The organism is Cohaesibacter haloalkalitolerans (assembly GCF_003574655.1).
Lineage (GTDB): Bacteria > Pseudomonadota > Alphaproteobacteria > Rhizobiales > Cohaesibacteraceae > Cohaesibacter > Cohaesibacter haloalkalitolerans.
In genome coordinates this window covers 425,717-440,489 of record NZ_QNUM01000005.1, presented here as the reverse complement: position 1 = coordinate 440,489, position 14,773 = coordinate 425,717, and the positions used below count along the sequence as shown (strand labels likewise).

The 14,773-nt window shown below is 53.9% G+C and carries 12 protein-coding genes; 4 read left to right on the top strand and 8 right to left on the bottom strand.

What is annotated here, in order from left to right; genetic code table 11:
- Window positions 1–89 precede the first annotated feature (89 nt).
- Complete coding sequence (locus tag DSL70_RS22285) at window positions 90–263, top strand: hypothetical protein (protein WP_162916734.1); 174 nt, start codon at window positions 90–92, stop codon at window positions 261–263.
- A gap of 296 nt (window positions 264–559) precedes the next feature.
- On the opposite strand, the gene DSL70_RS15105 is transcribed toward DSL70_RS22285, so the two are convergent.
- The 5 genes from DSL70_RS15105 to argE all read right to left on the bottom strand — a co-directional run bounded on the left by DSL70_RS15105 (window position 560) and on the right by argE (window position 7,196).
- Window positions 560–2,269, bottom strand: coding sequence for an ABC transporter ATP-binding protein (locus DSL70_RS15105; RefSeq protein ID WP_119308760.1), 1,710 nt, complete (start codon window positions 2,267–2,269; stop codon window positions 560–562).
- A 17-nt stretch (window positions 2,270–2,286) separates the two neighbouring features.
- Window positions 2,287–3,204: an ABC transporter permease gene (locus tag DSL70_RS15100; protein WP_119308759.1), complete on the bottom strand. Its 918-nt coding sequence runs from the start codon at window positions 3,202–3,204 to the stop codon at window positions 2,287–2,289.
- A 35-nt stretch (window positions 3,205–3,239) separates the two neighbouring features.
- Window positions 3,240–4,223, bottom strand: a complete 984-nt coding sequence (locus DSL70_RS15095) for an ABC transporter permease (protein WP_162916732.1) — start codon at window positions 4,221–4,223, stop codon at window positions 3,240–3,242.
- Between the two features lie 102 nt (window positions 4,224–4,325).
- Complete coding sequence (locus DSL70_RS15090) at window positions 4,326–5,924, bottom strand: ABC transporter substrate-binding protein (RefSeq protein ID WP_119308757.1); 1,599 nt, start codon at window positions 5,922–5,924, stop codon at window positions 4,326–4,328.
- A 117-nt stretch (window positions 5,925–6,041) separates the two neighbouring features.
- The gene (gene argE, locus DSL70_RS15085; RefSeq protein WP_245418230.1) at window positions 6,042–7,196 is read right to left on the bottom strand and encodes an acetylornithine deacetylase; all 1,155 of its coding nucleotides are present in this window, start codon (window positions 7,194–7,196) and stop codon (window positions 6,042–6,044) included.
- A 157-nt stretch (window positions 7,197–7,353) separates the two neighbouring features.
- On the opposite strand from argE, the gene DSL70_RS15080 reads away from it, so the two are divergent.
- Window positions 7,354–8,259: a LysR substrate-binding domain-containing protein gene (locus tag DSL70_RS15080; protein WP_162916730.1), complete on the top strand. Its 906-nt coding sequence runs from the start codon at window positions 7,354–7,356 to the stop codon at window positions 8,257–8,259.
- Window positions 8,260–8,292: 33 nt separating this feature from the next.
- Here the strand turns inward: DSL70_RS15080 and lplAB are convergent, their stop codons facing one another.
- A complete protein-coding gene (lplAB, locus tag DSL70_RS15075) occupies window positions 8,293–9,342 on the bottom strand; it encodes a lipoate-protein ligase LplAB (RefSeq protein WP_119308754.1) in 1,050 nt (349 codons plus the stop codon).
- Between the two features lie 232 nt (window positions 9,343–9,574).
- On the opposite strand from lplAB, the gene DSL70_RS15070 reads away from it, so the two are divergent.
- Both DSL70_RS15070 and DSL70_RS15065 read left to right on the top strand, forming a co-directional pair.
- Window positions 9,575–10,021 carry a MarR family winged helix-turn-helix transcriptional regulator gene (locus tag DSL70_RS15070; protein ID WP_119308753.1) on the top strand — a complete coding sequence of 149 codons (447 nt, stop codon included), beginning with the start codon at window positions 9,575–9,577 and terminating at the stop codon, window positions 10,019–10,021.
- A gap of 18 nt (window positions 10,022–10,039) precedes the next feature.
- Window positions 10,040–11,440 carry an MATE family efflux transporter gene (locus DSL70_RS15065; RefSeq protein ID WP_119308752.1) on the top strand — a complete coding sequence of 467 codons (1,401 nt, stop codon included), beginning with the start codon at window positions 10,040–10,042 and terminating at the stop codon, window positions 11,438–11,440.
- A 105-nt stretch (window positions 11,441–11,545) separates the two neighbouring features.
- On the opposite strand, the gene DSL70_RS15060 is transcribed toward DSL70_RS15065, so the two are convergent.
- Together DSL70_RS15060 and DSL70_RS15055 are read right to left on the bottom strand one after the other, a co-directional pair.
- The gene (locus DSL70_RS15060) at window positions 11,546–12,730 is read right to left on the bottom strand and encodes a MalY/PatB family protein (RefSeq protein ID WP_119308751.1); all 1,185 of its coding nucleotides are present in this window, start codon (window positions 12,728–12,730) and stop codon (window positions 11,546–11,548) included.
- 878 nt (window positions 12,731–13,608) lie between these two features.
- Complete coding sequence (locus DSL70_RS15055; RefSeq protein WP_119308837.1) at window positions 13,609–14,664, bottom strand: aldose epimerase family protein; 1,056 nt, start codon at window positions 14,662–14,664, stop codon at window positions 13,609–13,611.
- Window positions 14,665–14,773: the final 109 nt, after the last annotated feature.

The window sequence follows — 14,773 nt, the reverse complement described above, 5'->3', positions numbered from 1 at the left end:
CTCTTAATCGGCCAATATGTCAAAAAGGTATATATGCCGCATGCTTTCCACTCCAGCCACTCTCCCCGCCCCTTTACAGCATTTCCCTTATGATTGATTGGGACTTTGAAAAAGACAAGCGGAGAGAAAAAAAGCTGACGAAAGTGGCATTTTTTAAGCATATGCCTTTTCCTGTTGCGCACGATCTGAGCAATTCCACCAAGACTTTTCCCCAAACGGCAAAATCCGTATTTCTGACCCAAAACCGTTTTGCTGAAAATTGAGCGATGGTTGACCAATTTCAGGGTGCCAATCAGTCCTGTGCGGTGGCTATACCACCCTAACTTACACGATTCGAGCGGCCACCATGGTCCTTTCCTTTCGCTTGCGAAAGAATGGCGAGTCTTGCTCGTTTTCTTGATGATGCCACAGCCAATATGGCCTTCGTATGACGGCCATACAAAGAAATGCGCTCAGCAACCCTATGTAAGCAAGGGCCGGACTGGTAATGCAGAGCAAAGAAAAAGGCGCAGTCGAAACCGCGCCTTTCACAGTGTCTTCCCGTACAGGCCGTCTGCAATCAGGCTGCCTTGACGTTGGTCAGTTTCGGCATCAGTTCGAGCAGATGCTGGGAATATTCATGCTGCGGGTTTTCGAACAGCTGTTCGGTCTCCGCAACTTCCAGCAGCTGGCCATAACGCATGACGCCGACCTTGTCGCACATCTGCCGGATGACCGGCAGATCGTGACTGATGAACAGCATCGTCAACCCGAGCTCGGCCTGCAGGTCCTTGAGCAGGTTGAGGATCTGTGCCTGAATGGACACGTCCAGAGCCGAGGTTGGTTCATCACAGATCAGGAAGCGTGGCCGGGTCGCCAGAGCACGGGCGATGGAAATGCGCTGACGCTGACCGCCCGAGAACTCGTGCGGATATTTCATTGCGGCAGCAACACCCAGCCCGACGTGATCCAGCAGATCGCGGACGATGCTTTCCGTTTCGGCCCGGGAACTGGCAAGCCCATGGAAGCGGATTGGCTCTGCAATGATGTCCATGACCTTCATGCGCGGATTGAGCGAGGAGAAAGGATCCTGGAAGATCATCTGCATCTGCCGACGGAAATGGTCGCGTTTCTTCTCGGTGGTGATCTGCGTCAGATCGGTCCCCGCAAAGTAGATGCTGCCTTCTGCCGGGGTGTAGAGCCCGGAAATCATCCGGGCGATGGTCGACTTGCCACTGCCACTCTCGCCCACAAGACCGAAAATCTCACCTGAATTGATTTCGAAGTTGGCGTCTTTCACCGCGTCGAAATAGCTCCGGTTCTTCTTGAAGATCGAATTCTTGGTCAGAAACCGCATGTAGAGATTTTCGACGTGAATCAGCGGGCCGGTATAGTGGTCACCGAAGTCACGAGCCTGACCGAGCCAGTGATTGGCAATGTCTAGGCTCTTTTTCGTTTCTCCTGCGGATTCGATATATTCGACCAGCGGAAAACGATCAAGACGCTTGTCCGGACGAGGAACTGCACTGATCAGGCTCTGGGTATAGGGGTGATCCGGATCACCAAGAATTTTGGCTGTGGTCCCCTCTTCCACCAGATTGCCACGGTACATGACGGCAACGCGGTCGGTGACGTCGGCAATCACACCCATATCGTGGGTGATGATCATCATGCCAACGTTTTTCTCAACGCAAAGCTTCTTGATCAGCTCCAGGATCTGAGCCTGAATGGACACGTCGAGCGCCGTTGTCGGTTCGTCAGCAATAATCACCTCCGGCTCGGCGCAAAGCGCAAGAGCGATGACCACACGCTGGCGCATGCCACCGGAAAACTGATGCGGATACTGTTTGACGCGGTGTTCCGGATCAGGGATACCGACCTGACGCAACAGATCAACCGCACGGTCCTTTGCTTCGGCTTCGGTTACATCCAGATGCAGCTCGATGGTTTCCACCAACTGCTTCTCGATGGTCTGAAGCGGATCGAGCGAGGTCAGAGGATCCTGAAAGATCATGCCGATCCGCTTTCCACGCAGCTTGCGCTTTTCCCGATCGCTGAGATTGTCGATGCGCTCGCCCTTGAGGTAGACCTCACCAGCAGCCATGCGTCCGGGAGGCTCCAGAAGGCCGATGACGGCGTTGCCGATGGTTGACTTGCCGGCGCCAGATTCCCCGACGACGCCAAGAACTTCACCCGGATTGACCTGCAGGGAAACCTTGTCGACGGCGACCATGGTGCCGCGTCGGCTTGGGAATTCGATCCGGAGATCCTTGATTTCCAAAAGTGCCATGATTATTCCACCTCGCCTTATCGCAGTTTCGGGTTGAGCGCATCGCGCAGCCAGTCACCCAGAAGGTTGACGGCGAGGACGAGCAGAATGAGAGCGATACCGGGGAAGATCGAGATCCACCATTCACCGGAGAACAGATAGTCGTTGCCGATGCGGATCAGGGTGCCCAGTGACGGTGTGGTTGGTGGCACACCGACGCCAAGGAAGCTGAGGGTTGCCTCGGTGATGATGGCCAGCGCCAGATGAATGGTGCCGATGACAAGCACCGGGCCGGTGACGTTTGGCAGGATATGGCGGAACAGGATTGTGCCGGGGCGAATGCCGATAACCCGGGCCGCCTGCACATACTCCTTGCCCTTCTCCACCATGGTAGCACCGCGAACCGTTCGGGCATATTGTACCCAGCCGGAAATGCCGATGGCGAAAATCAGGACATAGACAGCCAGCTCATCATGCAGATCCCTTGGGAAAATGCCGCGAGCCACACCGTCGATCAGCAGGGCAATGAGGATCGCCGGGAAAGACAGCTGCACGTCGGCAATACGCATGATGAAGGTGTCGGTACGACCGCCAGCATAGCCACTGATGAGACCAAGGCCAACGCCCAGGACAACCGAGAAGGCAACCGAAGCAAAGCCGACGAGCAGCGAAATACGGGCACCATAGAGAATGGTCGACAGAATGTCGCGGCCCTGATCGTCGGTGCCGAGCAGGAAGCGCATGTCGCCATCAAACTCGTTCCATGCCGGTGGCAGGTTGGAATCCATGATGTCGATCGAGGCGAGATCGAACGGATTGTGCGGCGCGATCATCGGGGCGAAAATGGCTGACAGGATGATCAGAAGTGTGATCACCGCTGACAGGATTACGACGGGAGAATGGGAAAAGCTGTACCAAAGGTCGCCGTCAAAAAACCGTTTCAAGGCTTGTTTCATAAGAAAAGTTTCCTGAATTACCGTTGGGACATTGCTCAGTGACTACCGCTGACGCGATCAACACGCAGGCGGGGGTCAACAAGGAAATACAAGATATCGACGATCAGGTTGATCACAACGAAGAACAGCGCAATCATGACCAGATAGGCTGCCATGATGGGAATATCGACGTCGCTGATCGCCTGAATGAAGAGCAACCCCATGCCCGGCCACTGGAACACGCTCTCGGTGATGATCGCGAAAGCGATGATCGAGCCGATCTGCAGGCCGGTGATGGTAATGACGGGAACAAGTGTGTTCTTGAGGGCATGACGATAGTTGACGGACCGCCTTGGCAGACCGCGCGCGCGGGCAAACTTGATGAAATCCGTACGCAGCACTTCAAGCATTTCCGCACGAACCAGTCGCATGATCAACGTCATCTGGAACAGGGCAAGCGTGAAGGCTGGCATGATGATCGATTTGAGGCCGGTCACGGTCAGCAGGCCGGTCGACCACCAACCGAGCATGACGACATCCCCGCGCCCGAAGGTCGGCAAAACGCGCCAGACGACACCAAACAGCAGGATCATCAGGATACCGATAAGGAATGTTGGCAGGGAGACACCGATCAGGGATCCTGTCATGATGATCTTGGTCATGATGCTGTCCCTGTTCAAAGCAGTGTAGACACCCAGCGGAATCCCCAGCAGCAGGGAAATCAACGCGGAGATAAACGACAGCTCCAGTGTCGCGGGCATGCGCTCGGCTATCAAATTGCTGACGGGTTGCTTGTGGTGATAGGAAAGACCGAAGTCGCCCTGCACGGCATTGCCGACAAACCGGCCGAACTGAACAAGGAACGGGTCATTCAGCCCAAGCTGTTCCCGGAGCTGCTCGCGCTCGGCAAAGGTCGTGTCCTGGCCGACCATGTTGCTGATCGGATCGCCCACATAGTTGAAGAGCGCAAAGGCAACGAAAGCCACGGTCAGCATGACCATCACACTTTGCAACAAACGTTTCACGATGAATGAAATCACGGATTTGGCTCCCTGAGATCCAGTTGATTTACTGAAAGGCTTCTCACGGCCTTTTCAGGCAAAAAACCCGGGCGCCGAAACGCCCGGGGGTATGTCTTCAGATTATTCAGGAACAACGATGTTGCGGAAGTCGAGCACATTGTCTGCACGCTGAACAACCGACACGCCATCGCGCACGCCCCAGGACAGCGGCTGCTGATGCAGAGGCAGGTAGCCAACTTCGTCCTTCACGATCTGGAAGGCTTCGTCGATCATGGCCTGACGTTTTGCAGGATCGGTTTCCTTGCCGATTTCCCCGGTCAGTTCATCCACGCGAGCGTTGGAGTAATGGCCAAGGTTGAACATGCCCTGCTGTGCGTCTTTGTTAACGGAATGCAGCAGGTTCAGGATGGCGTTGTGCGCATCGATGGAACCCGGGGTCCAGCCTAGCAGATAGAAGCTGGTGTCAAAGCCGCCGGTAGCCAGAATCTTGGCGAAATACTTGGCTTTCGGCTGAGCGTTGAGGTCAACCTTGATGCCGACCTTGGCAAGCATGCTGGCGACAGCCTGACAAGTTTTCTCGTCGTTGACATAACGGTCGTTCGGGCAGTCCATGCCGATTTCAAAGCCATCCGGATAACCGGCTTCGGTCAAAAGCTGTTTGGACAGCTTCGGATCGTAGGTGTATGGCTTGGCGATTTCAGCGTTGTAGCCATTGATCTGCGGTGCAATGAGAGTACCGGCAGAAGTGGACGCGCCACGCATGATCTTCTGCTTGATGGCGTCAAGGTTCAGGGCATGAGCAAAGGCTGCACGCACTTTCTGATCCTTGAGCGGGTTCTTGCCCTTGATGTTGGAATAGAGCAGTTCGTCACGTTCCTGATCCATGCCGAGGAAAATGGTGCGGGCTTCAGGGCCGGTCAGAGGAGCAACACCCTTGGCTTCGTCAAGACGTTGCCAGTCCTGAACGGGAACAGGGTACACCAGATCCATTTCACCGGAGATCAGAGCAGCAACACGGGTTGCGGCCTGTTTGATCGGGGTGAATTCGATTTCCTTGACGTTGGACTTGATGTCTTTCCAGTAGCCATCGAAGCGAACCAGTTTGGTTTTTACGTCCGGCTGACGCTCAACAACCATGAAAGGACCAGTGCCGTTTTCATGCAGGTTGGCATAGTTGTTGGTGTTGGTATCGCTTGGGCTGGTGGCTTCGAGCGTGTTGTTCTCTTCGCTCCATTCCTTGTCCATGATGTAGAGGAACGTCAGGTCCTGCATCAGAACAGCGTTTGGCTGACTGGTGGTGGCTTCGATGGTGTAATCATCGACCTTGGTCATGGAAGCGATCTGGCCTGCGCGACCGCGAAGGTCGGAACCGTCAGTCTGGGCGCGTTTCCAAGAAAAGATTACGTCATCAGCAGTGAAAGGATTGCCGTTATGGAACTTGACGCCTTCGCGCAGGTGGAAGATCCACTTGTTCGGTTCCGGGTTTTCCCAGGACGTGGCCAGAGCCGGGATCAGCTTCAGGTTTTCGTCATAAGCGGTCAGAGCATCGTAGAAGTTGCCCTGAAAACCCAGCGTGAAGGTTTCGTTGAGGCTGTAAGGATCCAAGGACCCCAGATCACCCTGAAAAGCGTATTTGAAGGTCTGAGCCTGCGACGGAGCAGCCATTGCGATGGCGCCAATTGCCGCGGCTACCAACAGCGATTTTTTGAATAATGTCATTTGCGGTTCCCTTTTTATTACAAGATGACAGTCTCTGCTTTGAATTTTGCAGTTTGTTACGTGAATGCCTTTTGCACAAGCCCGATAAAACAAAGTTTCCATCGGGTTTGAAGCGATTCAGCTTTTTGCCTGATAGTCGATTACCTTTGTCAGGAAAGACACGGCCTTCTCGACTTCAGAAACTTCAATAAATTCATTGGCCTTGTGCGCCTGGTCGATGGATCCGGGGCCGCAGACCACCGTTGAAATTCCGACTTCCTGAAACTGGCCACCCTCGGTGCCATAGGGCACCACGCTTCCTGTGTTCTGTCCGGTCAGGTGACGCAGTAGCATTTCGGCAGCGCCTTCATCCTCCGGGGCCAGTGGCGGGGCTGCCGCGATGACCTCAGTCACGATGTCCGCGCCTGATGCAGACTTGCGCATTTCATCCCGCAACTCAGCACAATAGGTCTCAAACCGCTCGGTGATGTCGCTGATCTTGTCCCACGGCATGTCGCGAACGTCCCAATAGAACGAGCATTCGCGGGACACGATGTTGGGGGCCGTGCCGCCTTCGATCATGCCAACATGAACCGTGGTATAGGGAGGTTCGAAGCCGCTGTCGGGGAAGCTGCGTTCCTTGTAGTAATTGAGCTGCCCTTCAAGAAAGCAGACGAGCTTGGCTGCCGTCATGACGGCGCTGACACCCAGATGCAGCTTGGAGGAATGGGCTTCCTGCCCGATAACCGTGGTCTTGTAGACATTGACGCCCTTGTGGGCATTGACCATTTTCATGAGCGTCGGTTCGCCGACAATGGCTGCCGTTGGCTTTGGAAGCTGTTTGGCGATTTCCCGGATCATGAATGGCGCGCCGATGCAACCGACTTCCTCATCATAGGAAAGAGCCAGAATGATCGGGCGTTTGAGATCGGCCTTCACCATCTCCGGTACAAGCGAAAGAGCAATGGCCGAAAAGCTTTTCATGTCGGCGACACCACGCCCATAAAGACGGCCATCCTTTTCAACAACACTAAAGGGATCCGAATCCCAAGGCTGTCCTTCCACAGGCACGCAATCGGTGTGTCCGCTTAGAATAATGCCGCCTTCCACATTTGGGCCGATGACCGCAAACAGGTTGGCCTTTGTCTTGTCTTCATTGTAGACATAGGTGCTCTCGATGCCGAACCCTGCGAGATAATCTCTCACATAATCAATGAGGTCGAGGTTCGACTTGTATGAGCTTGTGTCAAACGACACCAGTTTGGAAATGAACTCGATTGCTGTTTTGGTCACTTCAATTGTCCTGTGAGGCTCGATATCTTTGTTATTATTATACATATGGATAATTGGCGTCAGCATAATGTCAAATCGAATTTTTTTGGTGTTTTATGCATAGATGCTATATACTGTCAATATTGACAGTATAACTTTGATTGGTGACGGCCCCCTTATGAGACTGCGACAAATAGAAGCCTTTCGTGCAACGATGAATACCGGCACCATTACCGGCGCTGCAAACATGATGGCAGTGACACAACCCTCGGTGAGCCGCCTGATTGCCGATCTTGAGCTCAATCTCGGGTTCCGATTGTTTGAAAGGAAGGGAAGCCGCCTGCATCCCACTGAAGAAGCATTACGTTTCTATCAGGAAGTCGAGCGAACCTTTGCCGGCATAGATCAACTAGAAGCTGTTGCCGAACGTATCCTGCAGGAACAGATGGGGCTGCTCAGTGTACTGTCGACCCCTGCCCTGGCAACATCGCTGATGCCGAAAGTGCTCAAGCGGTTTCATGAGCTTTATCCTGAGACGAAAGTTCGTCTCGAGGTGCGGATGCCGATGGAAATTTTCCGGCACCTGCAATCCAATGCTGGGGATGTTGCTGTTTCGAACCACGCCGCCGAGTTGCCTGGCGTCATACAGGAACCTCTGATCGATGCTGCCTTTGTCTGCGTCATTCCCGAGGGACACCGGCTGGCAAAGAAGGATGTCATTACCCACGGCGATCTCGATGGCGAAACCCTGATCGGGCTGTCATCGGAAGGTGTGCTCAACTGGAACAAGATCTTCAAGAAGTTTCGCGAAACCGGAATCGAGAATGACAACTGGCTTTCCACGCAACATTCCGGATCCGGCTATGCGCTGGTGGCCGAGAAGCTGGCCATCGGCATTCTGGAGCCTTTTTCAGCCCGTCAATGGGATGGCAGGGGCGTGGTGATCCGGCCGCTGCGGCCGAAAATCACCTTTTCCTTCTCTCTGTGTTTTTCCGCCAACAAGGCGAAGTCCTCCGTGGCGCAGGACTTCGCAAAGCTTGTACGGCAACAACTGGTGGATGAACCACCTCTGCATCAGGACTGAAACCGAAAGGCTCAGCCCCCGATCACATATCCGTCAAGGGATCTGGTTGAGCCATTCTTCTGTTGCGAATCTTTCGGCCACCAGCTTTTCAGCTGCGGCATATTCTTCCGGCGTGATGTTGCCGTCCGAGCCGCCGTTGAGAGTCTTGAAGGTTGCCTTCATGTGATCGATGACGGCGCGCCGTTCCATGCCGGTCTGGCTTTTGACCGGATCAACGCGCTTGGCCGCACTGGCAGTCCCCTTGTCCGACAGTTTTTCGCGCCCGATGCGCAGCACCTGCATCATCTTTGATGCGTCCATGTCATAAGCCATGGTCACGTGATGCAGCACGGTGCTTTTCTGGTAGCGCTTCTGTGCCGCGCCGCCAATCTTGCCCTTGGTGCTGGAAATGTCGTTGAGCGGCTTGTAGAAGGCATCGATGCCGATCTCGTTGAGCGCCTTCAACACCCAGTTGTCGAGAAAGGCATAGGAATCGGCAAAGCTCATGTCGGCGACCAGTTCTGCCGGAGCATAGAGTGAATAGGTGATCGCGGTGCCCTTTTCCACGAACATGGCGCCACCGCCGGTGACGCGACGGATCACCTGGACGCCCAGTTCCTTTGTCGCATCCATGTCGACTTCATTCTTCAGCGACTGGAACTTGCCAATGATAATGGCCGCCCTGTCCCACTCCCAGAAGCGCAGGGTTGGCGCACGACGACCAGCCGCCACTTCGCGGGCCAGAACTTCATCAAGGGCCAGATGCATGGCGGGTGCCACGGCTTCGGAATCGATGATCTGCCATTCGTAGTCACGCCATGTCTTGGAAACACCAAGCGCGCGTCTTACCGCGATGGCAACAGACTCAGGCGTAAAGCCGATCATGGCAACATCATCATCCAGCCTGGCTGTGATGGCCGAGGCAATTTCCTCGACAGAAGATGTCGCAGACAGACCATCCAGAGCCGCACAGATGTCTTCCAGAGCTTCGGCCGGTTCGAGGAAAAAGTCGCCCGCAATCTGAATGTTGCGCATGACACCGTCCTGAACGTCAAGATCGGCAACGACCAGTTTTCCGCCATGTACCTTGTATTCGCCGTGCATCTGAAAATTCTCCTTTACAGCTCGCATGCCCAGTTGGAAAGCGCGGGCAACCTAGGCTGAAATAGGGTGTCGGGCAACCGATTTCACGCCCCTGAGACAAAAATGCCGGGCCGATTTCCGCATATCGGCCTGTTGAGCGGAGGAACTTTCTTCCAAACTTATTTCGCCTTCCTCATTGATTTGCCGATGTCTTGCGCTTAAATGTAGCACGCTACATAAATTGGAGAGCCTAATGACCGAGTTTGCCGGTGTCGGTTTTCTGCTCAAGCAGATCAATGACAAACTGAGCCAGTATATGAACAATGAACTGCATCCTTTCGGATTGACCCACACACAGGCCAAGTTTCTGCGGTTTCTCAATGATCGGAAGGGAATGGATACCTCGCAAAAAGACATCGAGGACCATTTCGGCATCGCACATTCAACGGTGATCGGGGTTCTGAAGCGTCTGGAGCAGAAGGATCTGGTTGCCTTTGTTCAGGATCGGGGCGATCGCCGCAAGAAACTGGTCGTCCTGCTGCCTGCAGAAGAAAAGATCCATGCGCAGGTTCAGATCGCCAAGAAACGCATTGACCAGCAGATGATCAAAGGCATGTCGCCACAGCAGATCGAAGCACTCGAAACGAGCCTCAGGCATCTCCATGAAAACATTCACGAACTCATGAATAAGAACAAATAGTCGGACAGTCCCCATCTTATGAAACCGCAAGATACCTCACATGAGAACTACCTGTTTGAACGAATGCCCGTCCCGCGCGCCATTCTCGTCAACGCCCTGCCGACCGTGGCTGGCATGGTTGTCATTCTCGTCTACAACATTGCCGATACCTTCTTTGTCGGCCAGACCAATGATCCGTTTCAGGTGGCCGCTGTGTCCCTTGCTACGCCGGTGTTCCTGCTCTTCATGGCGACTGGCAACCTGATCGGTATTGGCGGCACATCCGTCATCTCCCGCGCACTTGGCGAAAAACGTCCAGGATTTGCCAACGCCGTCAGTTCCTTCTGTTTCTATACCTCATGGATCGTCGGCATCATATTCGCCGGCGTGTTTCTTGTTGAAATGCCGCGCATACTGAATGCTATCGGCGTCAGCGAGAACACCATCGCCCCTACCCGCGATTACCTGATGTATGTGGCCCCCAGCGCGCCATTCGTCATCATGGGTGTCGCGTTTGGCAACATTGTCCGTGCTGCAGGCAAGGCAAAGGAAGCAATGTTCGGCATGATGCTCGGCACAGGCCTCAACATCATCCTTGATCCGCTTTTCATCCTTACACTCGAAATGGGCGTTGCGGGTGCGGCCATCGCCACCCTTATCGGCAACATCGTCTCCTCGCTCTATTTCTGGCGCCTCGTGGCTGGCAACAAGACCTCGCTTTCCATCAGTATGTCAGACTTCCGAATTCGAGGTGTGCTGTGGCCTGTCGTCGCCATCGGGGTTCCCGCAGCCCTCAACAACGTATTGATGAGCACGTCGGTTATCGTGCTCAACAATGTGCTGTCGAGCTATGGCGACATTGCCCTTGCAGCCATGGGAGTGGCCACGAAGGTTTCGATGATTGCGGTTCTGTTGCAGATCGGGCTTGGTGTCAGTATCCAGCCGCTGCTTGGCTATAACTATGGCGCGAAAAATTCGGCGCGCTTCCGGTCGGTGCTGCAAACCGCCATCGTCTATGCCCTCGTCATGGGGTCTGTGCTGACCTTCGTCAGCTGGCTTGGCTCGGGCTACATCGTCAATGCCTTTATCGAGGATCAAGCCGTCTATGATCAGGGTGTCCGCTTCGTGAGAGCGCTTCTGCTAACCGGCCCGGTCATCGGCATCATGTTCATTTACATCAACACGTTGCAAGCAATGGGAGCGGCAAAGGAATCTCTGGTCTTGTCGGTCAGTCGTCAGGGTTTCATCTTCATTCCCATGATCTTTGTGCTCAACCACCTGTTCGGGCTTTCCGGCGTGGTCTATGCGCAACCGGTCGCCGACGTCATGGCCATTCTGATATCGATTGCACTGGTGTATCCGCATCTGGCCAAGTATCTGCCCAAACATGACGAACCCGGCAAATCCGGTGAAGACCTCGGCAGCCAGCCTGCTCAATAAGAACTGCCGCGTGATTGATTCGATATGATCTTCACTGCGCGCAGAAACATAAAAGCCCCCTTTCAACCAACTGAAGAAAGGGGGCTTTTTTGCTTCGGAGTTTGATCAGTTCGGCAGATCATTGCTGTTCGATTTGAGTGCCCTGAAGATGCGATCGATCTTCTCATCCAGAATCTCAGGCGACGTCGCATAATTGAACCGGACAAATTGCTCGTAGCCCTTGCCAAAGTTGGCCCCGTTGCCTCCCATGACGCGCCCTTTGTCACGCAGGAATTCAAATGGTGAACCGGAAATGGTAAAGGCCGAAAAATCAACCCAGGCAAGGTAGGTTGCTTGCGGCTTGCACAAGCCCACTTGCGGCATTTCTTTCCAGAAGCGCTCGACGAAGTGATCGCGATTGCTTTCCAGAACCGCAAGGTTTTCTCGAGCCCAGCCGTCCCCCTCTTCCCAGGCAGCCGTGGTTGCAACCAGCCCCGTTATGCCGGGGTGGCCGAGCAACATGGCAGGCACTTTCTGCTCGAACTCTGCCTGCAACTTGTCAGAGCCGAAATGCATCACGGCACAGGCAAGACCCGGAATATTGAAGGTCTTCGAGGCGGAGTAGAGCGTAATGGTTCGCTCAGCAAGATCAGGGAACATCTTTGCGAAAGGAACATGGGTCAGCCCGTCAAACAGGATGTCGCTGTGAATCTCATCGGAAATGATCGTCAAGCCATGCGCTTTAGCCAACTGTGCCAGCGGTTCCAGCTCTTCTTTGGAGAAGACCCGACCAGTCGGGTTGTGCGGATGGCAGAGCAACAGAATCCTGACGCCTTCTCCGATCTGGCGCTCAAGTGCCGCGACATCAAGTTCATAACGCCCGTCGACAACCGGCATGATGTTGCAGACGGCCGTTCGACGCGTCTGGGCAATCGCAGCATGGAACATCGGATAGGCTGGCACCTGAAGAGCAACGCCGTCACCCTCCTCCGAGAAAGCCCATATGGAGGCGGCTACTGCCTGCACCAGATTGCTGACCGGCAGCGTGGTTGCAGTGTCGATTTCCCAATCAAAACGATCCTTCATGCGCTGTTTGAAGGCAGCCTTGAGCCTAGCTTCAGGGCCTCCGTCACCATGGGAAGCGTAGCCGAACTTCTGATTGTCCACCGTGGACTGCAGCGCATTCATGATAACGGGCGCAATGGCGAAGTCCATTTCTGCCGGGTTGGAAGGCAGGATATCTTCAGCAAAATCCACCCATTTTCCGCTCGCTCTTAGACGCAAGCGCTCGCGCGTGAGAAACTCTATCATGACGACCTTTCAAAAATTCATTGTCTTCCAGTCAAGGAATGAGAGATTGATATCGGATGTAATCATTCGTGCAGGAAACGAGATGAGGAAGGATATGGCAACGGGCACCAGCGCGTTACCAGCGTCTAGCGATAGCATTTAAGACACAGACGCGCAAATATCACAGATAATGTTCAGCCGAACAAAGTTTCCGCAATCTTTTTGATTCAGCCCAACAATTAAGCAGAATTTCATTCTGTCGCGTCTTGCTTCAATCAACAATTGCAGATTTTCGTCGTTTTCTTACTTTTCTAAATTCGCAAGATTTGGAATAATTTGCACAATAATTAGACATAAGTTATTATACATATATCATTGCAAAAAGTTACCCGACAACTTGCCTTGACATTGCCCAAATTAAGTAGTTCATTAGTCATACAACAAGGCCCAAGGGATGTTTTATTCCTTTTCATTACCAGATCCTATTTTGTTACTTTCTCTGCTTCCTATTTTGGCAGCACAGTTTAGACATTGCACTGCAAGGCACTGTTAATTTCAAAATCAATTCTTGTAACTCCGCCTTCTTCAGGCAGAAATGGGCTTCCACTTTCATAGACGAGTGGAGATCTAGCTCTTTCAAACACACTCATCGCCATAGTCTCATTATCAATCCTCTTCAGCATGGCGGACGACTCGCTAACGGCCAGGCATTCGTCGTCAGTCTCATGGTGTCTTGCGCGTTCATCGCGACAAAAATTGGCAAGCTGCGGAGGAATTGACAGCTTGCCAGTTGAGGTTTGGTGGGGTCGTGAGTTTCGCCCCGCCTCAGGAAGTTCATTGACCAGTCTGCCCTTGTCTGTCGCCAGCTCCCAATGTGGCGCGACAAGAATTTGGCGACTTCAAAGCGCCATGTCTTTTGAGAAGACAAATTTCATCCGGTTGCTGTAGGTCTCTCCCGGTTTCAGGGTCACGGACGGGAAGTCGGGGTGGTTAGGCGAATCCGGATAGTGCTGTGTTTCCAGGGCGAATCCGGGATAGGTCTCATAGAGCGCCCCATCCTTGCCTTCGGTTGGCAGAGCCTTGAAATGATTTGCCGTGTAGAACTGGACGCCGGGCTGGTTAGAGTAAAGCTCGAACCCGCGACCGCTGGCCGGATCGCAAGCCCTTGCCGTCAGCCGCATCTTGCCATCATAAACAGTATGACACAGATTGTGGTCATAACCGCCATCAGGCCAAGCATCGGCGATCATGTCGCCTATCGAGTGTGGTTTATTGAAGTCAAACGGGGTTCCCTCAACCGGAGCAATCTCGCCCGTCGGGATCTTCTCAGGCGTGACCAGCGTATAGTGATCAGCCAGAATGCAGAGCTTCTGGTCTGTTACGCTGCCACTAGCGTGCCCGGCCAAATTCCAGTAGCCATGATAGATCATGTTGACGATGGTGGTCTTATCGGTCACCGCCTCCATGGTCAGCTCCAACGCGCCCATGCCGTCTACCCGGTATGTTGCGGTTGCTTCCAATGTTCCGGGGTAGTTCTGGTCACCATCAGGGCTGTGCAGCCGGAAGGTCACGGAGTTTTGTTCCGGGTTGGGGTCAGCCAGCCAGAAGCGTTTGCCATAGCCGGGCAACCCACCGTGCAGATGGTGCGGGCCGCTGTTGGTCGGCAACTGGATTTTCTCGCCCTCAAGGGTGAACCGGCCAAGGTTGATGCGGTTGGAAAAGCGACCGCAAATCGCTCCTGCATTGCCCGGGTTGTTCACATAGCTCGCCGGATTGTCGTAGCCGAGCACAATGTCCTCGACCTTGCCATTGCGATCCGGGCGCAGTACCCGTGTCAGGATGGCGCCGTAGGTCATCACTTCGATGGTGGTCTCGCCGCCGGTGATGCGGTAGGCATCGACCTCCTTGCCATCGATCGTTCCAATGACAACATGTTCGATTGTTGAGAGAGCCAATTCCATTTCCTCCTCGTGGAAAATCCTGAGCAGTTGGACACGCCCCCTGCCCGTTTGGATTCGACACGGCTCTGCCCCTTGTTGGGCCTGATAGCCATGAAAGATCACC

Coding starts and splice junctions, on each gene's coding strand:
- DSL70_RS22285 (WP_162916734.1), top strand. CDS start 90: ATGATTGATTGGGACTTTGAAAAAGACAAGCGGAGAGAAAAAAAGCTG.
- DSL70_RS15070 (WP_119308753.1), top strand. CDS start 9,575: ATGACCGAGTTTGCCGGTGTCGGTTTTCTGCTCAAGCAGATCAATGAC.
- DSL70_RS15105 (WP_119308760.1), bottom strand. CDS start 2,269: ATGGCACTTTTGGAAATCAAGGATCTCCGGATCGAATTCCCAAGCCGA.
- DSL70_RS15100 (WP_119308759.1), bottom strand. CDS start 3,204: ATGAAACAAGCCTTGAAACGGTTTTTTGACGGCGACCTTTGGTACAGC.
- DSL70_RS15090 (WP_119308757.1), bottom strand. CDS start 5,924: ATGACATTATTCAAAAAATCGCTGTTGGTAGCCGCGGCAATTGGCGCC.
- DSL70_RS15060 (WP_119308751.1), bottom strand. CDS start 12,730: ATGATAGAGTTTCTCACGCGCGAGCGCTTGCGTCTAAGAGCGAGCGGA.
- DSL70_RS15080 (WP_162916730.1), top strand. CDS start 7,354: ATGAGACTGCGACAAATAGAAGCCTTTCGTGCAACGATGAATACCGGC.
- lplAB (WP_119308754.1), bottom strand. CDS start 9,342: ATGCACGGCGAATACAAGGTACATGGCGGAAAACTGGTCGTTGCCGAT.
- DSL70_RS15065 (WP_119308752.1), top strand. CDS start 10,040: ATGAAACCGCAAGATACCTCACATGAGAACTACCTGTTTGAACGAATG.